Annotated in this window: 27 protein-coding genes and 1 pseudogene; 22 read left to right on the top strand and 6 right to left on the bottom strand. The window is 44.3% G+C overall.

Features of this window, described 5'->3' with window-relative positions; translation table 11 throughout:
- The 12 genes from ODZ53_RS29300 to ODZ53_RS29245 all read left to right on the top strand — a co-directional run.
- Positions 1–332: DUF2577 family protein (locus tag ODZ53_RS29300; RefSeq protein WP_372681921.1), on the top strand; the 332-nt coding region annotated here is incomplete at its 5' end.
- Entirely contained in the window at positions 329–766 is a 438-nt protein-coding gene (locus tag ODZ53_RS29295; protein ID WP_372681919.1) for a DUF2634 domain-containing protein, read from the top strand. The genes ODZ53_RS29300 and ODZ53_RS29295, both read left to right, overlap by 4 nt.
- Entirely contained in the window at positions 766–1,824 is a 1,059-nt protein-coding gene (locus ODZ53_RS29290; RefSeq protein ID WP_372681917.1) for a baseplate J/gp47 family protein, read from the top strand. Before ODZ53_RS29295 ends, ODZ53_RS29290 begins: the two co-directional genes overlap by 1 nt.
- Positions 1,817–2,422 (top strand): putative phage tail protein, encoded by a 606-nt coding sequence (locus tag ODZ53_RS29285; RefSeq protein WP_372681915.1) that lies wholly within the window; start codon positions 1,817–1,819, stop codon positions 2,420–2,422. The genes ODZ53_RS29290 and ODZ53_RS29285 overlap by 8 nt, the downstream gene beginning before the upstream one ends.
- 13 nt (positions 2,423–2,435) lie before the next feature.
- On the top strand, positions 2,436–2,795 hold the full coding sequence (locus ODZ53_RS29280; protein ID WP_372681913.1) for a hypothetical protein: 360 nt from the start codon (positions 2,436–2,438) through the stop codon (positions 2,793–2,795).
- A gap of 4 nt (positions 2,796–2,799) precedes the next feature.
- The gene (locus tag ODZ53_RS29275) at positions 2,800–3,120 is read left to right on the top strand and encodes a hypothetical protein (protein WP_372681911.1); all 321 of its coding nucleotides are present in this window, start codon (positions 2,800–2,802) and stop codon (positions 3,118–3,120) included.
- Between the two features lies 1 nt (position 3,121).
- Positions 3,122–3,676 (top strand): hypothetical protein, encoded by a 555-nt coding sequence (locus ODZ53_RS29270; protein WP_372681909.1) that lies wholly within the window; start codon positions 3,122–3,124, stop codon positions 3,674–3,676.
- Positions 3,677–3,692: 16 nt separating this feature from the next.
- Entirely contained in the window at positions 3,693–5,366 is a 1,674-nt protein-coding gene (locus ODZ53_RS29265; RefSeq protein WP_372681907.1) for a hypothetical protein, read from the top strand.
- Positions 5,363–5,539 carry a hypothetical protein gene (locus tag ODZ53_RS29260; protein WP_372681905.1) on the top strand — a complete coding sequence of 59 codons (177 nt, stop codon included), beginning with the start codon at positions 5,363–5,365 and terminating at the stop codon, positions 5,537–5,539. Before ODZ53_RS29265 ends, ODZ53_RS29260 begins: the two co-directional genes overlap by 4 nt.
- Positions 5,526–6,698: a polysaccharide deacetylase family protein gene (locus tag ODZ53_RS29255; RefSeq protein ID WP_372681903.1), complete on the top strand. Its 1,173-nt coding sequence runs from the start codon at positions 5,526–5,528 to the stop codon at positions 6,696–6,698. The genes ODZ53_RS29260 and ODZ53_RS29255 overlap by 14 nt, the downstream gene beginning before the upstream one ends.
- 79 nt (positions 6,699–6,777) lie before the next feature.
- Positions 6,778–7,182, top strand: a complete 405-nt coding sequence (locus tag ODZ53_RS29250) for a phage holin family protein (RefSeq protein ID WP_142497594.1) — start codon at positions 6,778–6,780, stop codon at positions 7,180–7,182.
- The gene (locus ODZ53_RS29245; RefSeq protein ID WP_372681901.1) at positions 7,169–7,927 is read left to right on the top strand and encodes a DUF1906 domain-containing protein; all 759 of its coding nucleotides are present in this window, start codon (positions 7,169–7,171) and stop codon (positions 7,925–7,927) included. Before ODZ53_RS29250 ends, ODZ53_RS29245 begins: the two co-directional genes overlap by 14 nt.
- 119 nt (positions 7,928–8,046) lie before the next feature.
- On the opposite strand, the gene ODZ53_RS29240 is transcribed toward ODZ53_RS29245, so the two are convergent.
- Together ODZ53_RS29240 and ODZ53_RS29235 are read right to left on the bottom strand one after the other, a co-directional pair.
- The gene (locus ODZ53_RS29240) at positions 8,047–9,051 is read right to left on the bottom strand and encodes a type II TA system antitoxin MqsA family protein (RefSeq protein WP_372681899.1); all 1,005 of its coding nucleotides are present in this window, start codon (positions 9,049–9,051) and stop codon (positions 8,047–8,049) included.
- Positions 9,052–9,081: 30 nt separating this feature from the next.
- Entirely contained in the window at positions 9,082–9,435 is a 354-nt protein-coding gene (locus ODZ53_RS29235) for a hypothetical protein (RefSeq protein WP_372681897.1), read from the bottom strand.
- 266 nt (positions 9,436–9,701) lie between these two features.
- Here ODZ53_RS29235 and ODZ53_RS29230 point away from each other — a divergent pair, with 266 nt between their 5' ends.
- From ODZ53_RS29230 to ODZ53_RS29220, 3 genes are all read left to right on the top strand, one after another.
- Positions 9,702–9,917 (top strand): WYL domain-containing protein, encoded by a 216-nt coding sequence (locus ODZ53_RS29230; protein WP_372681895.1) that lies wholly within the window; start codon positions 9,702–9,704, stop codon positions 9,915–9,917.
- 216 nt (positions 9,918–10,133) lie between these two features.
- On the top strand, positions 10,134–10,298 hold the full coding sequence (locus tag ODZ53_RS29225) for a YolD-like family protein (RefSeq protein ID WP_372681893.1): 165 nt from the start codon (positions 10,134–10,136) through the stop codon (positions 10,296–10,298).
- A gap of 180 nt (positions 10,299–10,478) precedes the next feature.
- Positions 10,479–10,724: a YolD-like family protein gene (locus ODZ53_RS29220; RefSeq protein ID WP_372681891.1), complete on the top strand. Its 246-nt coding sequence runs from the start codon at positions 10,479–10,481 to the stop codon at positions 10,722–10,724.
- Positions 10,725–10,783: 59 nt separating this feature from the next.
- Here the strand turns inward: ODZ53_RS29220 and ODZ53_RS29215 are convergent, their stop codons facing one another.
- Together ODZ53_RS29215 and ODZ53_RS29210 are read right to left on the bottom strand one after the other, a co-directional pair.
- A complete protein-coding gene (locus ODZ53_RS29215; RefSeq protein ID WP_372681889.1) occupies positions 10,784–11,530 on the bottom strand; it encodes a hypothetical protein in 747 nt (248 codons plus the stop codon).
- Between the two features lie 321 nt (positions 11,531–11,851).
- Positions 11,852–13,102 carry a helix-turn-helix domain-containing protein gene (locus ODZ53_RS29210; protein WP_372681887.1) on the bottom strand — a complete coding sequence of 417 codons (1,251 nt, stop codon included), beginning with the start codon at positions 13,100–13,102 and terminating at the stop codon, positions 11,852–11,854.
- Positions 13,103–13,284: 182 nt separating this feature from the next.
- On the opposite strand from ODZ53_RS29210, the gene ODZ53_RS29205 reads away from it, so the two are divergent.
- The 4 genes and pseudogenes from ODZ53_RS29205 to ODZ53_RS29190 all read left to right on the top strand — a co-directional run bounded on the left by ODZ53_RS29205 (position 13,285) and on the right by ODZ53_RS29190 (position 16,155).
- Positions 13,285–13,875, top strand: coding sequence for a hypothetical protein (locus ODZ53_RS29205; protein ID WP_372681885.1), 591 nt, complete (start codon positions 13,285–13,287; stop codon positions 13,873–13,875).
- Positions 13,876–14,017: 142 nt separating this feature from the next.
- Positions 14,018–14,089 (top strand): annotated as a pseudogene (gene rpsI / locus ODZ53_RS29200) (30S ribosomal protein S9); the annotation flags it as partial.
- Positions 14,090–14,214: 125 nt separating this feature from the next.
- Positions 14,215–14,931, top strand: coding sequence for an N-acetylmuramoyl-L-alanine amidase CwlD (gene cwlD, locus ODZ53_RS29195; protein ID WP_137031380.1), 717 nt, complete (start codon positions 14,215–14,217; stop codon positions 14,929–14,931).
- A 111-nt stretch (positions 14,932–15,042) separates the two neighbouring features.
- A complete protein-coding gene (locus ODZ53_RS29190) occupies positions 15,043–16,155 on the top strand; it encodes an Mrp/NBP35 family ATP-binding protein (protein WP_372681883.1) in 1,113 nt (370 codons plus the stop codon).
- A 52-nt stretch (positions 16,156–16,207) separates the two neighbouring features.
- Here the strand turns inward: ODZ53_RS29190 and gerD are convergent, their stop codons facing one another.
- On the bottom strand, positions 16,208–16,858 hold the full coding sequence (gene gerD, locus ODZ53_RS29185; RefSeq protein ID WP_372681881.1) for a spore germination lipoprotein GerD: 651 nt from the start codon (positions 16,856–16,858) through the stop codon (positions 16,208–16,210).
- Positions 16,859–16,983: 125 nt separating this feature from the next.
- Here gerD and ODZ53_RS29180 point away from each other — a divergent pair, with 125 nt between their 5' ends.
- Positions 16,984–17,571 carry a KinB-signaling pathway activation protein gene (locus tag ODZ53_RS29180; RefSeq protein ID WP_372681879.1) on the top strand — a complete coding sequence of 196 codons (588 nt, stop codon included), beginning with the start codon at positions 16,984–16,986 and terminating at the stop codon, positions 17,569–17,571.
- Positions 17,572–17,597: 26 nt separating this feature from the next.
- Here ODZ53_RS29180 and pdaB read toward each other — a convergent pair whose 3' ends face one another.
- Complete coding sequence (gene pdaB, locus ODZ53_RS29175; protein ID WP_199926579.1) at positions 17,598–18,368, bottom strand: polysaccharide deacetylase family sporulation protein PdaB; 771 nt, start codon at positions 18,366–18,368, stop codon at positions 17,598–17,600.
- A gap of 124 nt (positions 18,369–18,492) precedes the next feature.
- Here pdaB and ODZ53_RS29170 point away from each other — a divergent pair, with 124 nt between their 5' ends.
- Together ODZ53_RS29170 and ODZ53_RS29165 are read left to right on the top strand one after the other, a co-directional pair.
- Positions 18,493–19,146, top strand: a complete 654-nt coding sequence (locus ODZ53_RS29170; protein WP_372681876.1) for a stage II sporulation protein M — start codon at positions 18,493–18,495, stop codon at positions 19,144–19,146.
- 115 nt (positions 19,147–19,261) lie between these two features.
- On the top strand, positions 19,262–19,495 hold the full coding sequence (locus ODZ53_RS29165) for a hypothetical protein (protein WP_012684012.1): 234 nt from the start codon (positions 19,262–19,264) through the stop codon (positions 19,493–19,495).
- The last annotated feature ends 193 nt before the right edge of the window (positions 19,496–19,688 follow it).

Genomic DNA, 19,688 nt, shown 5'->3' with positions numbered 1-19,688 from the left:
TTATCTTAGAGAGACGGCACCTGATTATTGGGGAAAGTCTCATGCCTGGTTACAAACGGACAGTTGAATTAACGGAGCTGCAGATGTCTGGGCTAGACGAGAAGTATCCAGCAAAGATTTCGTTTTATCGAAGCAGCGGGGATATACAGGAGCGCATCACAAAGTTGGCCATTCCTATTACCAATAATCCCGACAGTCCGGAAAATAAGATCAAGGCGACCATCACATATACCGATGGGCTGAAAGTAGGCGACCAAGTTATACTGCAGCCAGACGAATCACTAAAACTGTGGTTTGTCAAAGATCGTGTATGGAAGGAGCCGGATGAATGAGTTTACCTCAGATCACTCAACTGAAATTGCCAGAAACTCAAATCACCCAACAGACAAAGCCCAAGAACGTACACAAAACGTTCCTATGGGATTTCGATGCGGGTGATTTCGTTTTAAAAGACGGGAAACTGATCGAGGTAACGGGTCTGGAATACTTGAAGGTCTGGATAGAGAAAGCACTTCGAACCGTTAAAAACAGTTTGATCTACCAGGGAACAGGGTACGGCAGCGAGCATCATGTACTGATTGGCCAGAACTTCCATCCCGACTTTTCCAAGGCTGAGTATGAGCGAATGATACGAGAGGCGTTGTTACAAAATGATGCCATTACGCGGGTGGATGACTTTTCGTTTTCGCACGAAGGCTCTCGGTTAGTAATCGGTTTTGAAGTATCAAGCATTTACGGCACGCTAGAAAAGGCGGTGTTGATTTAGTGGCATCCAAAGAAGAACATCTCGCCATGTTATTGGCAGCAGTACCGGACAAATATGACAAACTCCCCGGGAGCTTTATCTTTGATGCACTTGCCCCTGTAGCCGAAAAGATGGCCAAACAAGATGACAGGATTGAGGAAGTCAAAGACAAGCTTAGTATCGATAATTTGTCAGGAGCCGAATTGACACAACGGGTTAGGGAAAGGACGGGACAGGAACGTAGGGCGGGCACTCGCTCCAAAGGAAGTGTTACTGTCACAGGGACAGGTACGATCCGAATAGGAGACTTGTTCGAGACACCAAGCGGCACACAGTTTCGATCTACGGAATCAAAGGATATTACAAGTAGCGGGATGGTCATGATTGAAGCATTGGTAGAAGGGCCTTCTGGAAATGTACCTTCCAACACCATCACGTTGTTTCCGGTCACATTGTCTGGGTTTACTGCTGTCACAAATCCGAGTTCCACATCAGACGGTTTTGCAGAAGAATCAGACACAGACCTACGGAAAAGGTACTACGAGCACATTCGTACACCTGCATCGAGCGGGAATAAGGCTCATTTTCGCAATTGGGCAAAGGAAGTGGCTGGGGTCGGTGATGCACGAGTCATACCGTTGTGGGCAGGAAATAACACAGTGAAAGTGGTCATTATTGATAGTGACCGAAAACCTGCAAGCAATAATATCGTCGCTGCCGTGCAGAAGTACATCGACCCAGGTGCGAATGGAAAAGGAGAAGGAGCTGCTCCAATAGGAGCGTTTGCTACGGTGGCCAGCGCAACGGGTGTGACAATCGAAATCCGAGTCACCGCTGTTTTAAATCCTGGATTCTCACAACAACAGGCTATAGACGGAATCACTTCAAAAATGACCCATTATCTAAGGGATGCTGCTTTTGTCGAGACGTTGGTTAGTTATGCAAAAGTAGGAGCTCTCATATTGGACACAGATGCCGTGGCGGACTATACGGGCCTCACCATCAACGGTGGAACGTCCAATATTCTTATCGGCAACACGGAAGTAGCGGTCTTAGGGACGGTGAGTGTAAATGTCTAAGGCAAATGAGATGTTGAAACGCCTACAACCTCATCAACGTAACTCTTCCACATTTCGGGTGATTTTCGAAGCAGACGCTACGCAATTAGACAAGCAGGAAGCCAAGATTATCGATCTACAACAACAGTTGTCAGTAGATACAGCAACCTGGGCACTGGACTATTACGAAAAGGAGCTCGGACTAGCCGCCAATAAACATAAACCAATTTCCGAACGCCGGGCTGCCATCAAGTCGAAAATGAGGAGCCAGGGCAAAGTATCCTTGGCACTCCTGCAAGCGATTCTTGATGCATATACGGATGGTCAAGGAACAGTCACCTATGACGGATCACTTCGGTTTATTATTCGAAAACTGGATGGACTCAAACTTTCCGATATCCGAGCGGCCATCGAAGAAACAAAGCCAGCCTATATCGGTGTAGAATTCCTGCTCTCTCCAGAAGCTCCGACCATCTTTATAAAGCTGCGGAATGCTTCTTTCCAAGTAGATTACTTTGTGTGCAATACTTTTTATCCAAATGAAATTGTGGTGAATGCCCCGACTTTGCCTGTCTTTGTTGTACCAGGAATGCCGATGTTTACAGCCACGGAAGGATGAAGGAGGGAATCAGATGCCTATTGGAACAAAACATATATTACGTGATGGCGGACTCCTACCAGTTCCGCAATACTTCAATGGAATGAAGGATGAATTTCAAGAGATTCAAGGTCGCAACGGTGCCATGTTCGTGCAACTACGTGGTTTATCCGCAAAAGAGCCTTTTAGTGGAGCTACTGATACCGCACAAATTTTTGATGAGCCTATGTATGGCTTTGTCATTAAAAATGACGGCCCGAGTGATCTGACATTCACGATTAACAACTACACCTTTACGGTCAAAGAAGGCGAAGTGTTTGAGGAGTTCTTTGAACCGTTTACACTGGTGACTATCAAAACAACTTCTCCATTTCGTGCATACGGAAAGGGGTGAGCAGATGGCGTTAAAAGTGGAACCAGCCTTTTTGGAATTCATCCGCAATGCGGTGAGTGCAAAAGTAGTCAATGCCATCATCACCGTAGATGGAAAATCGGATATTCGCCCGATTACACAAACGAAGCACCTAACCAGCGCACAGAAAACGGTTGTACAGTTGTACGTCTACTTAGACGCCGTGGATGCAGCAGGGACCATCACAGAAGCAAAGTTAGTTGATGCAACTGGAGCGGCAATGATTACTTCCGACGCCAATATCAGCTCTCATGAAACGGGCGTCTTACTATTGTTCGAAATACCGTTTGAAGTAGGAGTGGTGTAGGATGCCATACGAACGTCAATTTTGGGCTGATCGACTTGTTAATCCAGAAACAGGTGAAACCATTCAGGAGGGCACCCGTTACACGGCCAGGCGCATGAATCACATAGAGGAAGGCATTAAGGGTATCGACGACATCGTAATCAAAATGGAAAACCGAATTCTCCATTTGCACGCCAAGATCACGACAGGTGACAGGACCGCCGGAAATAATGGGATTTTCGTCGATACCTTTGACGGCATCCAGGATGCGGTCATTTCTTTGGATAAGACGAGAACAACCATTCAGTCGATATCCGGTACCAATGTTACCGTTGCATCTGTGTCAGGATTTGCAGTTGGGCAAGAGGTCACTTTAGCCTCTGTCAACAATCAGGAGGAGCGTATCATCACGGCAATTAATGCGTTGACCCAAGTCATTACATTAAACGCGGCTCCCACAGCAACTTATTCTTCTAATGCCATCCTTGCAAGGTCAACCGTGGAGATTGATACGGTGGCAAAACGTATGAGGCGAGGGTCGATTGATACCTATAGCGTGAGAATAGCCGTAACGTAAGAAAGGAGGCGGTTAGATGGCTAGTAAATCAACCGTTGTGAGCATACCTGAGTCTACATCGCAAAGCCGGTCACAAAAGATAACTATTCCAAATCTACGGCGTGTTGTGTCAGTTGCGGTCAATACGGGCAAAGTTACACACTCTGTCAATGGCAGCGAAGTGACGGTCAATGTCAGCGATGGCTCATATACTCGATATACCACATCCAGTACCCCGAACACCAAAACCGTATCGGAGACTCGTACAAGCAGTACAGATAGTTTTCAGTCTTCGATCAGTTACAATGACGGCACCTATAGCGGCACCTTGTCTAAATCAGGCGGATCAACTCCCTATGTCGTCAGCGGTAGCCCTCCTGGTCAAAAAACAGTATCAGCTTCTCGCGATTCTTGGTACGACTATGGCGGGTCTTGTAGCGGAGCGCAAAGCGGCGCATTGTCGGCGTTACCATCCTCCATACCTTATTCGGACGGAGAAGGATACACTGGCACTTTGCAACGCACCGGGGCATCAGCGGGAAGATGTCAACTTTTAAATGACGAGGGAGGCGGAGAAAAAACATATGGCGCCTCTGCAACAGGCACCTATTCGGGTACGGTATCTAAGCCTGATACACGTAAATACAACTACTCCCAAAGCTATTCCGGCACAGTGTATGGACCATCTTCGGTATCCTATACCTACTATTATGCCTATACCGTAACAGTCACCTATGAAGACAACTTCGGTCAGACGCTCACATTGACTGCTCCGGCAAGCGGGGTCAAGTTGTCTGTGGGTAATACTTACGCGGTCACGGGTACCACATTGGACACTGATCCTGGTGATATCGTATCCGTCTATGTACGTGTCAACAAAGGCACTCCCTATCGTATCCTGCAAGCATCAGCAGATGGCGTAAATCCGTTATCCTTTAACAAGACATTGACGTTTACAGGTGGAGCATTGAAGGACGGTACGACAGCCGTTTCTGGGCTACTGGACGAGGGTACTACGCACCTGTTGGAAGTATGGTCGGAGGATAACAAAGGCGGTACTTCCATCATCGCTGAACGCACGTTTACGGTGATGCTGAATCGTCCGCCAACTCTTACACACTCATTCGTAGCGAACAATGATAATTTGTCGGATGATTCCCCCATTACAATCAAAGGGACGGTTTCCGATCCAGACGGCCAGAGTGTAAACATGAAGTATCGGCTGAACGGTGGTGCAGATGTACCCATATCAATAAGCGGTGGAGCGTGGTCGATCACCGTTACACCAAAGCAGATGGTTGCCGGAGCGAACAGTCTCGTCATAACAGCAGCCGACTCATTGGGAGCAACGACAGTCCTCACGTTTTCCTTGACCAGATCCGTGACGAAAACACGCCTCAAAACGGCCCATGCTCGCTACAAGCTATCTCCTCAATCAACAACAGCTAAAGAAGTCCTAGCTTGGCTTCAGCACGAAACAGGAGACCTGAATGTGGACGGAGCTCTTTCTATCGTGGCGGCTGGCGCTGCCGAATCCTATAAGGCCATGACAAAAACGACTGCCCCTGTTATCACAGGGATCGTGGAAACAGAGTTTATCGGGTCGTATGCAACGGGTAACGCTCAACTGCATTTGAAATTGACGTTGTCCAGTAATGACGCAAACTCAACAGCGGCGGCAACAAGTTTATCGGGGGCGATCAAAGCATGAGATACCGGAAGCGCAATCCTGATGGATCACTAGGTGATTGGGTATACACGCCAGCAGGGGAAGCGGAGAGAAAGCAGGATGAAGCTCTACAGAAAGAAATTGAAGCTTTACGAAAAGAGAATGCAAAATTGAAAAAAGCACAAAAGGGTGGCGGTGAAAATGGCGTGGTCTAGTCCTGCAACAGACAAGAAAAACAAAGACTTGATATTAGCTCAAGTCCGGGACTTCAAGAAAGGCAGACTTGTGGAGCCATTTAGTGATACAAATTCCTGGCTAAAAGCATACGGCGGCGGATCAGTGTCATTTAACAATGGCAAGCTGCAAATCACTTCGACAGGCACATCGATTGCCGCACGCCGAAACGTCCTCTTAAACTTGTCAGGTGCAAAGACCCTAAAGATTAGATTCTATGTAGACCAACTGACCGACTTCTATGAGTTCCAGCTTTATTTGGCTCATGATACTGGCTATGCCGAATTTTTAGGTTATACAGTCCGCGCTTGGAGAATGGCGGTTGGTTGGAACGAACATATCATCGATGTCAGCAAGCTGGAGCCCGTGGGGTCTGCAAGTCTGACCCGGGATATCGTCTCGATGCAAATAAGAGCAAAGTCCAACGATAATACTACGGCGTCGATCATTTTTGACTCGATCATTCGAGATGAGTCGCAACGAGGGAAGGTCATTTTTATGTTCGATGATGGCTGGTCTTCCCAATACACCGAAGCATTTCGGTATATGGGAAAATACAATCTTCCAGGTGTCATTGCCGTCATTCCGTCGCACGTAGGGTGGTCTGGATATTGCACGCTACAACAGCTAAAGGAAATGTATGCTTATGGCTGGGACATGGCCAACCATACTATGAACCACGCGACGCTCAAAGACCTGAAAGATACAGCGGCAATCGAGAAAGAGGTAGCGGACGCTGAAAAATGGCTGAATGCAAACGGATTTCCTCGAGCATCGAATATTTTGGCGTATCCATATGGCGCGTATGACGCAAGGGTGCTGCAAGTGATGCAATCTCGCAGAGCGGGTCGCACTGTCCAAGAGGATACGGCGACCACACCGCCACCGGATAAACGGACGATCAAGATACGTAATGTGGAGCATACGATTACACCTGCCATACTAAAAGGACACATAGATGATGCGGCAAAGGTAGGGGGCGTGTGTTTGTTCATGTTCCACAAGATCGTTAGTGAAGCCACGTCCAGCATCGAGTATAACGTAAGCAACTTCCAAGAGGTTGTTGATTACGCCTATTCCAGGCGAGCTGACATCGATACAGTGACGTTTAGCGATTGGCTGGACAGTTGTGGGTTGTAAAACGAATAGAGTTTTTGGGGGAGCTGCTAACGCGGCTCCTTTTACTTTTGCCCCAAGTGGGGGAGGAGGAAGATAATATATGGAACACTTTTTCAAAACAGCATTTGCAGCCGGGGGTGCAGTAGCATCATTCCTTTTTGGGGGATGGTCGCCTCTACTCACGGTACTTTTGACGTTCGTTGCAATTGATTATGTCTCCGGAATGGTAGCGGCTGGTGCAGAAGGAAAACTGTCGAGTAGAATCGGTTTCTTGGGGATTGCAAGGAAGGTTTTTATTTTTGCAATGGTCGCGATTGCCCACTTAGTTGATACGGCCCTTGGAGATCAGCATGTTTTGCGCGACGCAACAATCTTCTTTTACTTGGCAAATGAGCTGTTATCTATCATTGAGAACGCTGGACGTGTGGGTTTGCCAGTTCCAACGCCAATCAAGAAGGCCGTAGACGTTCTGAAAGGAAAGGGTGATCAAAATGGCAGCAACTAAAGGAATCGATTGTGCAGTACCTTTGACAGCAGAAAAAGCAATAGCAATGGCGGCGGCGGGCATGAAATTTGTCTGCCGCTATCTTGTTCCTATCAGCATGGAGTGGAAGCGACTGACGCGGGCGGAAGCCGAGGCGATCACAGCGGCAGGAATGCAGGTTGTATCGGTCTTCCAACGCGGGACTAATGACGCTGCTGGTGGCGCAGTCAACGGCTCAAGGGATGGCAAAGCTGCCCTCTATGAAGCCAAGCTGGTCGGTCAGCCTGTAGGTACGGCGATTTACTTTGCCGTGGATTTTGATGCACAGCCAAAGGACTATGCAGCTATTGAGGCGTACTTGAGAGCTGCAGCCAAGGAGTTGCCTGGTTACTCGGTAGGTGTTTATGGTTCACATGCTGTCCTTGAGGAAATGGCGAAGCGAGGAGCCTGCAAACACTTCTGGCAGACATATGCTTGGAGTAGAGGTAATCTCTCCAAAGCTGCTAACCTCTATCAATACCAAAACGGGCAGACGCTTGCGGGGCATACAGTAGACTACAATGACGCTCTCGGTGGCGAAGGTTGGTGGAACACTCATCCACAGAAGGAGGATAAACCTGTGAATAACAAACTAGAAAAAGAATCAGCAGAAAAAGTGATTGGGGTCCTTGGCGCTCTTTGGACAGCAAGCCTGGACCCAAAAGTAAGGGATGCCGCTCATTATGCTGCCGATGCATTGCGTGATGCAGCAGGTATCCCTAAATAATAGTGAAGCCCTCCTTCGGAAATAATCCGGGGAGGGCTTTTGGTTATATGGGTGTATGTCGTGAAGTTATAAATATAAATGCCCCTCCTATGCATTAAGCATGATAGAGGACGACACATTTACTTGGTTCTATTTGGATCTAGATCTTTTGCAAAAGAGTACGGAATGAACTCTTTATGAGGTGTTTCTATCCACCCTTTTTCCCAATGTGAGAAGTCCTTAATTTGCGTCGAAGTAAAATGACGGAATTTAGATACCACATAATTTAGCATCTCAAGTTCTTCTGCGGTAAATAAACGAGGATTGAAATGATCAGTTGGAACTACATAACTTCCATAGTCATCTTCCTTCCAATCAACTTCAGGGTTGTTCTCGAAAAGTGTTTCATACTTCTCTGGAACAGGACCGTAATTATGGCAAACATATCTTGAGCCCGATATGGAACGATGGGTAAGTTTATAAAAGTAATTGTCAGCGTAATACATTAATTTATTTAACTTAGTCTTATAGGGACGTTCTTTTTCTGCAAAAAACAAAACCATCTGATTAAATTTCTCCATCGAAAAACGTTGAAATCCACTATAATCATCGGCAGGGTGAAAAAAAACATTATTAATTTCATCGATGATTCTAGACTGTTCTGTCTGTTTGCATAAGCTTTCTAACAGAATACTTAGTGCATCTTTTACAGGATCTGAAATTTTATCTTTATTTTGCTCGAAGAATTCAAGCATTTTATGTGGCTCTGAGCTTGCTTTTATTATTTGATTTTGTGCTTGAGTTGGAATAGAACCATTCTCGTATCTAGTGATCGTTATTTCTCCAAATCCAAGAAGTTTTGAATAGTCACGTTGGTTAAGATTGTATTTTTTCCTAATAGCTATTATTTCTTCTGGTTGTACTATCCCCTTCAAATCTCGATATTTTTTGAAAGCTGTTTCTTGGTTCTGCTCATCAATTATAGGATGAAATAATTCTTCGTTACACTCATTGCAAAAGGCGAGCATTCCAGTAATATTTATGTCCATTTCTTTTACAGGGTAGTTAAATGTTTTCTCGATTAATTTAAACTCTCTTTCTTGATCACACTTATGACAGAACAGTGTTTGGATTTCTGTTTTCATATTGGAGTTACCTCCCTTTTGAATAATAATTTAGGCTGTTTTGTAGGGATAAACTATTGGCCTAGCTGGAAAGTGAAATGACATAAACAATAAATCATCTTTAGGGGGGGTTCGGATTTTTAACTTGATGTAAATTTCAGTTCCATCATCTTCTAAGCCAAACTCCCAAACATCACCCGGTGAACCATTATGGTCTGGGTTTGGCCCCCTGTAATAGTTTTTGTATGTGAGATAATCGAACATTGAAAATGCATCTCTCATGCTTATTCCCATTTTGCCCAAAGTGTACTTTTCTTCTTTGCCCATAATAAAATCCAGTTTATTTGCATCTTTGTATTTCTTACACAATTCCAAGAAGGTTTTGACGTCATCAATACTTGCCAAGTGGTTCAATCCTTTCCTTGGTTTCTGGAGCATATAGACAAGAATTGTAGCAAGTTCGTTTTGGCGAGAAGTTATCAATTGATACTCTTATATATATTATAGCCAATTATCACACCAATAGTCACTGAAAATATGTGTTTATTGAAAAATTCTTCGTTCAGAAATCTTCATTTCTTAAATTAACCCCTGAGGATATTGATGTTGCTTGTTCGTGTTATGTTCGCATATAATTCGAACATAAGTTCTGGTATTTGGAGGCGAACAGAGTGGTGAAGGAACTGCAACGAGCTATTAGCCAACAGCAGTGCATTAAGATTATTTACCTTGGCAAAGACGGACAGATGTCACAGCGTACCTTGCGACCACTCGCGATAGTTGGAGATCGACTAAAAGCGTACTGTCTTACACGAAAAGCTCCTAGAATCTTCGCTATTGAAAACATATTAGCTTCTGAACAGTTGGTGAATAATCATGCTGTCTGATATCGAGCGAAAAGTCCTACGTGTGATCGGAAATTATTCAACAGGGCGGCGTAGAACACCAACAGTTGACGAACTGCGTATCAAGACAGGTTGAATCCGAGACGGCATCATGTCGGTGTTGGAGGTTCTGGCGAATGAGGAATACAAAGAATGGCAGAGGTCTGAACCTGACAAGATGGAAGTATACGAAACGTGGGAGCGAAAGGGACGGTAATAATGGCAAAGAAAATCGATAATTTATTCGGCTCATCGCGGTTTGTATTACCGGAACAGCGCGAGCTCTATTTGCAAATGAAGGAAGACGACAAACTCGTATCCATGCCTATACTTGAGCTGGATGAGCTTGAAACATTTGACTACCTATTACGGGATGCACAGTAAAATGAAAAAGCAGTATCAATCACATGGTGGCGACATAAGAAAAACGAGATAGGCACTATTTGTACTATGTGGGGAGCGGTACCAGAGATCAATGCGAATACCAGAAAAGTAAAACTGCTTACGGTCGAAGATGCTCAATGGATTCCGATTATCGATGTTAGGGGATAGGAGGTTCAATAGATGGCAAAAGCAACTACTCCAAAAAGACCGACTCGGGATGAATTTGAATTAGAAGAATTGGGGAATCAGCTCGTCGAAGCAAAAGATGATGGCGACGAGAGAGCGTTGACTGTTTGGGGAATGCCTGAGAAATTGCGCGGGAGGATCACGGTACTTGACTCGCGAACAAGGCTAGTTCATGTAGAGGAAAACGGAGCAACTAGGAAGATACCTTTCCTGGACATTATGAAGGTCACTTACGAGTAAAAAGAGAACGGGTCTTGTCCTTTAGCCTCATGCTTTTGGACAAGACCCGCTGCTATTTACTAATTAGATTCCTCTTCAAATAATGCTTTTAGCGGTTCACCTGATTTTACCTTTGTATCCTTTTCCCATACTCCATCTATAAAACTAAACTTTGTAGCAATACTTTTTCCAGATTGTTTTTTCTGTAGAACGTACAGATTTTCCTTAGATTCATGAAGATAGATTACTGGTAAATAATCTCCATCTTCGATATCTCTGGTTACGTCATCAACTTTTGTGAACAAATCTTTGTCCAATTTAAAAACATCAGTCTTTGTAACCTCAGTGTATCCAGTGAGGTCAATATCAGTTTCTTTGGCGACTGCATTAAATGTATTGGATATTATTTCTTGAGCATTTAGCTCTTCTTCAGATGCAGAGAGGGCCCAATCGTTAGGTCTGTAAGTTACTGTATCTGACGATTGTTGATATTCTTTGATCTTGCCATTCCTATCATACTCGTAGTGTTGACCCGCGACCTCATAAGTACGTGTTAGTCCACCTGTATAAACTTCTTCTTCACCCGATGCTTTAGTTGTTCCTTGCCTCTCTTTACCAATCGCTCTCCCATTATAATTTAAAAGGGAGAATGTACCTGCGGTATTGGTACTAACTTTTGTTTTTGATGTGAAAGGTAACGTGGCGTAGCTACTATCGGCAGTCGAAATGTCAACAGAAGATGAGTAAGACGTAATCTGGGCAAATGCACTATTTGTAGCGATCAGAGTTAATCCGAGAACTAAGGGAATTGCAATCTTTTTCTGCATTTTTCAAACACCTCTTTACCTAATTTTTCAAATATACCTAATAATACCAGTTCGTGAGAGAGTCATAAAGTCTTTTCTTGCTAATAAGTATAAATAGTTGATTAATATGAAAAGTACTATCATGTGTTTCGCTTGTAACATGGAGGAATAAAAAAGAGAAGGATTTTCCCCCTCTCTTTTAATAACATTTTACCAATCGGGTTCAACTCGATAGGGCCCTGACTTCGGATCACACGCTTCCGATACTACAGGCGAGGAAAAGAACACCACAAGAGCAAAAACCAAAAGTAGCTTCTGCATTAAACTCTCCTCCTTCTATTGTTACAAAATATTATCACATATGTTTTCAATTAACTCCATGTGTTCAAAGGACAGATTTTTATTGTTAGTTCGATGATGGCGTAGGAAAAGCCGTATGCCTTCGATGACCTCTCTAGTTATGCCTATGTGCTTGTAATACTTGATACTCTCGATCAGGCTATGAAAACCCTGATCATATATTTCCATTGAGATTAAGCACAACGCCTTACGTTTGTAGTATTGGGCCAGTGTCTTAATTCGGTATGGATGCTGCGGCATTCTCTCTGGCAGAAACTGATCCTCCGTTTCGATCAATAGCATGAGATCGTCTGTCTTTCCAGCCTCCAAATACGATTCCATGAGGTCGACGACGATTGATATGCGTCCTTCTCTGTTAGTCTCGTTTAAGCAGACGTTGAATAATCTGATTGCGTCCTCATGTTGCCCTTTTTTAGCAAGGAGAGTAGCTCGAAAATGGTTCCTTCGAAAATCAGCGTATTCGCTGTTTTCATACTCTTTTAGGTAGATGTCAGCGACATGGAAGTCTCCAAAGTAAATACACGAGTTGAATAGGGAGATATATGCAGATGCTTTAGGTCTGTTATCTGACCGATCCTCCCGTAAACCGAGCCTACATAAATCGATACTTTCGTCGTGCAATTCGAGTATGTTGGCGTGAACACCCATTTTATAATAGTAATCGATTCGATCTTCTACATAGAGATGCTCGACATAGAGAAGCAGTTCCTTCCCACGTTGATACGTTTCTTCGAAACGAGAGAAGTCGTCACGCTCAATCAAATACCTTTCATACAAGGCGTTTGCTAGATATGAGGGTATTCCCCTGCTTCTTGCGAAACTAATTATCGTATCGCACAAGATGCGTTTTATTCGTTTGTTCTCTGTATCTCTGGCTGTACTGGAGATATGATCTAATGCTCTAAACGTATCAATCTTTGGTGACTCTAAATAACGCGTAGCAACTTTAGCGACAAGAGCTTCCCATCCTTCGTTGATAACCTCTGCAAGGACGAGCTCTAATGTCTTAGGATGATGTGTAGTGTCTACAAATGCGGTTATGATGATGCTGGGTGCTATATTGATGGCTTCCGCTATCTTTCTCCAAGTGGCATAGCTGGGCCGCTTAGTCTCTCCTGTTTCAATTAACGATATGGTACTTTTACTGACTCCTGACAATTCCGAAAGGTCTGCTAGTGTAAGATTGCGTCGACTACGATGACTGCTAATGAGTTCACCTAATGAAAGCGACACCTCATTGAGCCCCCTTTTCCCAAATTCTGTATTTTATTTCACTTTACCACAAAAAAATTGGATGGGTAAACATTTTTCCAGTAAATGCAAAAACAGTTATTGGGTTTTTCGTTTATTCTTGTTCAATGTAAGGTTTTGGATTATTGTGAGGGTGAAACATATAATGTAGGAGGATTTTACCAGTGAAAAGAACATCAATTTTTGTTTTGTCATTAGGCATCGTGTTAAGTGGCTGCGGTACAACGCCAGAGAATAGCACGCCAGCTCCAGTATCAACAACTACCTCATCTGCACCAGCCCCATCTTCTGAACAGAAAACTATGCCTGTCGAGGAAGTGAGTAGATTTAAGGAGTACACTCCGAACTTAAAGGGTGGGCCTTTTATTACAGAGGCAGAGATTATTAACCAAAACGAAGCGGTAATCACCTATGCAGACTTTGCAACTTTGAAAAAGGCTAAACCTGAAACCGGAATGACAGAAGCAGATGCAAAGAACTATTGGGAGTCTGGAGACGCGATTAACAAAGTATTGATGGAAGAGCCGATCCGACTACTAAAGGAGTTCCCTGAACTGCAAAAGGTGAAGGTAACACTGAATCATGGGAAAAAATATACCACTGAGATTGATAGAGCAACTATCGAGGATTATTTGAAGGTAAACCTTGCTGAAACTAAAACTGATAAAGACAAGTGGCGGAATGAAATCGTGAACAAGTTTTTCACTAAGGAAGAACGCGCAAAATACATTGAAAAATTTGTGAAGGCGGAGTAAAAAGGAAAGCCCTAGAACATAAACTCTAGGACTCTCGTCGTGACCATATTTTGACCATATTTGTATCAGAAAGTATCTTAAATAAACGGAAGCTAAGTTGTAAATCTTCCTATTAATATGCGGAAACCTTAACGAATCGAAACCAACAATGAAAGAGCGTAAGAAATACGGCTTGAAAGCAGCTCGTCGCGCACCTCAATTCTCCAAGCGCTAATTGCTGTTCGATACAACCCCCTTGTCCGTTCGCAGGCAGGGGGTTTTTCCTTTTCACAAACGGGTATATTTGTCCATGTTTGTCCATAAGATGGAACGAGAATGGGACAAAGGGGACGATACACTGTGACACGAAAAGGAGTAGGCTGGATATTAGCTTTCGCCGTGCTTATGCTGTTGTTCACCTACGAAGCACCTGATCGTTCTTCCTGGCAGGCATGGTCGCTGCCACTGACGGGAACGGTCATAGCCATTGACCCTGGGCATGGGGGAATAGACGGCGGTGCCGTTTCCAAAGCCGGGGATGTAGTTGAGAAAGAAGTGACTTTGGCCATTAGCATGTACTTGCGGGATTTCCTTCAGCAGTCAGGAGCGTTTGTAGTTATGACGAGGGAGGAAGACAAGGATTTGGCGAGTCCAGATGCGGCGCAGGCACGGAAACGAAAATCTGAGGATATTCGAAACCGAGTAAGGCTGGTCAATGATAGTACACCGGATTTTTTGGTCAGCATACACGTTAATTCCATCCCTTCTCCGAAATGGTCAGGAGCACAGACTTTTTATTCCCCTAGCTTCAAAAAGAGTGCAGAAGTTTCTTATTTGATACAAGATGAAATCAAACGGGTGATCGGTCATACAGATCGGGTTCCGAGTAAGACGAACAATGTGTTCTTGATTCGGGAGGTTAACTGCCCGGCCGTTTTGGTAGAAGTAGGCTTTGTCAGTAATACGGAGGAGGCAAAGCGACTTCAGAGCGTTGAGTATCAAAAGGCTATGGCAAATGCCATTTATCAAGGGATATTGCGTCAGTACTCGGGAGAAAAAGCGCCAATTACACCTTAAGAGGGCGGTGGTCGTGTTCCGCCCGCCCGAATATGCTATAATGAACGCGCATACGCTGTCGTTATACCAGCATTGAAATGTTTGAAAAGATCATAGATGAGGTGAACCAGAATGTTGACCAGAGAACAGGTTCTCGAAGCACTACGTGATGTAAAAGACCCTGAAATTAATCGTAGCTTGGTCGAGCTCAACATGATTCGGGATATCCATATTGAAGGCAAGACAGTAAGTCTCACGGTCGTTCTGACGATTTCGGGCTGTCCGCTCAAAGCCAAGATCGAGGATGATGTCATCGCAGCTGTGAAAGCGCTAGGAGCCGAAGAAGTCCGCCTGCAATTCGGTTCAATGACAGATGAGGAACGTGCGGCTCTGTCTGCCCAATTACGTAAGAACCAGGGTGGGCAAACACATAACATGACACCGGGACAAGCTCCCGTCTTGAATCCGATCTTGGCCAAGGATTCGAATACGACCTTCATCGCGGTCACTTCTGGAAAAGGTGGCGTCGGAAAATCGACGGTGACAGTGAACCTGGCTGTTGCGCTCGCGCGTTTAGGAAAAAAAGTGGGCATTATCGACGCAGACATTTACGGCTTTAGCGTGCCCGATATGATGAATATTGAACAACGTCCAACCGTGATTGGCGAAACCATTCTGCCTGTTGAAAAGCAAAACGTAAAGGTTATGTCCATGGGCTTTTTTGTGGAGGACAACTCTCCGATCATTTGGCGTGGTCCTATGCTGGGGAAAATGCTGCGTAACTTTTTCACGGAAGTACACTGGGGCGAAGAAGTGGACTACCTCTTGCTGGATTTGCCTCCAGGAACGGGGGACATGGCCCTTGACGTGCACACCATGATTCCGCAAAGCATGGAGATTGTGGTAACGACTCCTCATGCTACCGCAGCGTTTGTAGCAGCACGGGCAGGCGCTATGGCAAAGCGGACCGGTCATGAAATCCTCGGTATTGTGGAAAATATGGCATGGTACGAAGCAAAAGATGGTACGAAAGAATACGTATTCGGGCGTGGTGGAGGAGCTAAGCTTGCTGAGACATTGACATGTGAGCTGCTCGCTCAAATTCCGCTGGGACAACCGGATAATCATCCATCTGAACCTGATTATTCCCCATCCATCTATGGAGAAAAGACCGAAATTGGTCAGCTTTACATCGATATGGCCAAACGTGTCATAGAAAAATGCGGGGAAGCCGTCAAACAATAAGATCCAAGAAGATGAAAAAGGTGGGCTCTACAATAGAGCTCACCTTTGCGTTTTAAGAAGATTTACCGCCGCCTCCACCGGAAGAACCTCCACCTCCACCTTTACCTTCTTTTCCTTTTCCTTTTTTCTTCGGCTTCAGTTCCTTTGGTTTTGTCATGTCCTCGGATACTTTGGTCATGATCTTCATGAGTTCAGCCTGAAACAAAGGACTTTGCAAGGAATCTTTCATTACTTGCATGGTTTGCTGTCGATAAGCAGAGCTTTTCATCAGGTCCATTAAATTTTTCTCAAACTCAGGGTCTTTCATTACGCTTATGAGCTCTTTTTGGTATTCAGGGTCCTTCATTAGGTCCTTCATTAGGGTTTTTTGTTCATTTTTCATGGATTTTGCCATGGCGCTTGCGAACTTAGGGTCTTTAAACGCTTCTTTGATGTGCGTGTTGTTGGGATTCGTCATGCTTTGAATCAAAGTTGTCCGCACTGTCGACTCGTCCAGCATCAGGTTTTGTTTGAACTTGTCATCCTTCATCATTTTCCCTACAGATTGCTTCGCTTCGTCCGTCTGCAATATGTCCAGCACCATGTCTTTGACGCTTTTATAATCAGGCTGAGACGAACTTTGCGCTTGTCCGCCACCCCCGCAACTGGTGAGAACCAGACAGACAAGAGCGGTTAACCAAAAAGACATCGTCTTTTTTCTCATGGGGTGGACACCTCCTTCTTTACTCTGCCTACAAGTAACGTGTGCATTTTGTTTTGTTCTTACGCTAGTATTTTCTTGTATCCATTGGTACAATCATATTCGATGTGGATGGGAGGGAATACTTGGTGAGTTTGCGTAAGTATGGATGGCTTTTTATTACCACGCTCTTGCTTGGGGGATTAGGTGGGATCCTGGTAGCCCTTATTTTTGATTTGGACCAGCTGATCGGAGGAAGCACCGGTAACTTTTTTGTCGGATTGTTCATGTACCTACTGTATGGAATGACCATTAGTATTGTGGCTCAGATGGGTTTTTTTGCGTATATGACGATTAATTATTTCGCCAAAACAATATTTAAAACGGCTTCCCTGTGGAAAAGCGTCCAAGTATTTCTTATTTTGTTTGTCTTTTTCGATATGATTTATCTTCGCTATACATCCTTCGGTGAAGGAAAAGGATTTGGCCCGTACTTTATTGAGCCAACGCTATTATTGATTGTTGCTATTGTTACCGCATATGGAAAAGTAAGTCTGACCAATAAATCTGCATGGATACCGACGACCTTCTTTATGTTTGTTGTTACGGGACTGGAATGGATTCCAGCATTGAAGGAAGATAATGTGCGTGCAACACTGTCCATGCTCGTCCCACTATTGTTTTGTAACGTCTGGCAAGTCATGCAATTGCATCGTCTGGTAAAAAGAGAAAGCTGACCCAATGAAGGTCAGCTTTTTTTGTTTTAGTGAACTTCTTTGCTTTCTACACTTGTACCCGAAATGAGTTCAGATACCGTAACGAATTCATAGCCATCCTTGCGAAGCTGATCAATGATCACTGGGAGGGCAAGATGTGTATCTTTTGCAGAATCGCTCGCGTGCATCAGGACGATGTCGCCTGGATGAGCTTTGGATAATACATTATTGATGATCACATCTGTTCCCGGATTGGTCCAATCTTTTGAGTCCGTATCCCATTGGATGACAGAATACCCCATACGATTCGCGATTTCCAGCACTCGTTTGTCAAAATCACCATTGGGCATCCGAATGAGCGTTGGTTTTTTTCCAGTCATTTCGGTTAAAATGGAGTCCGCTTTACCCATTTGGGAGCGAATTTCTTCATCGGAGTATTTGGTGTAGTTATCATGCTTGTGACCGTGCGAACCAATTTCTAAGCCATCCTCTTTGATTCGTTTCAAGATTTCCGGATGTCGTTGACTCCAAGGAGAGGAGAGGAAAAAGGTCGCTTTGTTTACCTTTTTTTCTTTCAGCACATCCAGTATAGGTAATGCTCGTGTCTCTCCCCAGCTAATATCAAAGGTAAGGGCGATTCTCTTTTCTTTGGTGTCGACCTTATAAATAGCTTGGGGGGCTTGCGTGCTGGCACCTTCAGCAAAGGCAGCAATTGAATCGCGTTCCGCATAACCAAATCCCGCTGTTAGCACGATGGCCGCGACAATAATTAAGATTTGCTTTAATCGTTTCGCGCTGATCACGTAAATGAATTTCATGGATAGTACCTCCTTTGTCCGATAACAGTTTATGCAGGGAAGACAAGGATATTCTTTGGCCTGTTGGCTATTGTTGAGGTACAATGCATATAGTGAATTATGAGGCAGTAAAGGGGTGTGGTGCATGGGCAATCGATTGCGGCATTTATGGCTTGATAACCGAAACTATTTCTTCGCCGCATGCTTACTATTTTTGGGTGGCGCCTTGATTGGGTATTTTCAAGCACCGCTCGTTGAAGAGATGGTCGGTAAAATGATGGGCCAATTGAAGGAAATTGCTGAAAGGATAAAGGATAACGGTGGCGGGCCTTTAGCGGTATTTTGGACGATTTTTTCCAATAATGTTTTTAGTGCATTGATGATGATGGCGCTAGGAATATTGTTTGCATTGTTTCCTATAATTGGAATGCTCACGAATGGAGTGCTGCTTGGATTTATCCTTTTCAAATACAGCGGCGTTGGAGTAAGTCCATGGCTTATTTTTAGTGCAGGAATTTTGCCACATGGAATTTTTGAGCTTCCAGCTATCCTGTTTGCAGCAGGAGTGGGTATTCGTTTAGGGGTGTTGAGTTTACGCTCAGTGGGAGTTCTAATCCAACCGCAAAAGCTGGCACGATTGAAAAATGACTGGTACGATACACTCAAGCAATTTCCATTAGCGGTTTTTACTGTGGTCGTTCTGTTATTCGTCGCTGCCATTGTGGAGAGCACGATAACGCCAACCCTTCTCAAGGAAACGGTGGGCCAACAACTGCAGCAATTGAACTTACTGAAATAATTCAGATTTGCAAACAAATTGAAGCCTTCCTAAACGGAGGGCTTTTTATTTTGAATAGGGCTGAATTTTGATGGAAAGGATAGAGGAGAGACTCGTAAGGCGGAGGGCGATATCGTTGCTAGGGTTTTTGTTCAATACGAAAGAAGTACAGGAACTTGAATACTTGTTAAAACGTGAGCTGGAAGAGATGCTCCTTGATTTTAGCGATAAACGAATTGATCATCTAGTGAAGCGGGCCATGGAAGAGAGGTACTCGATCATGTTTCGCATGTACGCAAGAATTGCTTCTCCCAATGAGTTATCCAAGTATGTCAGACGCAGAAAACTCGGGGAGGAGCATTATACTTAAAATCTTTTTTGAAAAACATATTGACTCAAAGATAGGTCACGTGATAGATTAGTTCTTGTCCTTAAGACGCCATCACAAATAACGATGAACACTGAGGACAGGAAATTGCTCCTTGAAAACTGAACAGCGAAAGCGTTAATGAGTCTATCATTAAAAGATTTGCCAGCTTTGAACCAGTAACAAACTTTATTGG

Origin of the sequence: Brevibacillus sp. BD137 (assembly GCF_041644655.1) — a bacterium.
GTDB classification, from domain to species: Bacteria; Bacillota; Bacilli; order Brevibacillales; family Brevibacillaceae; genus Brevibacillus; species Brevibacillus brevis_D.
This window is presented reverse-complemented; position numbering and strand designations above follow the sequence as displayed.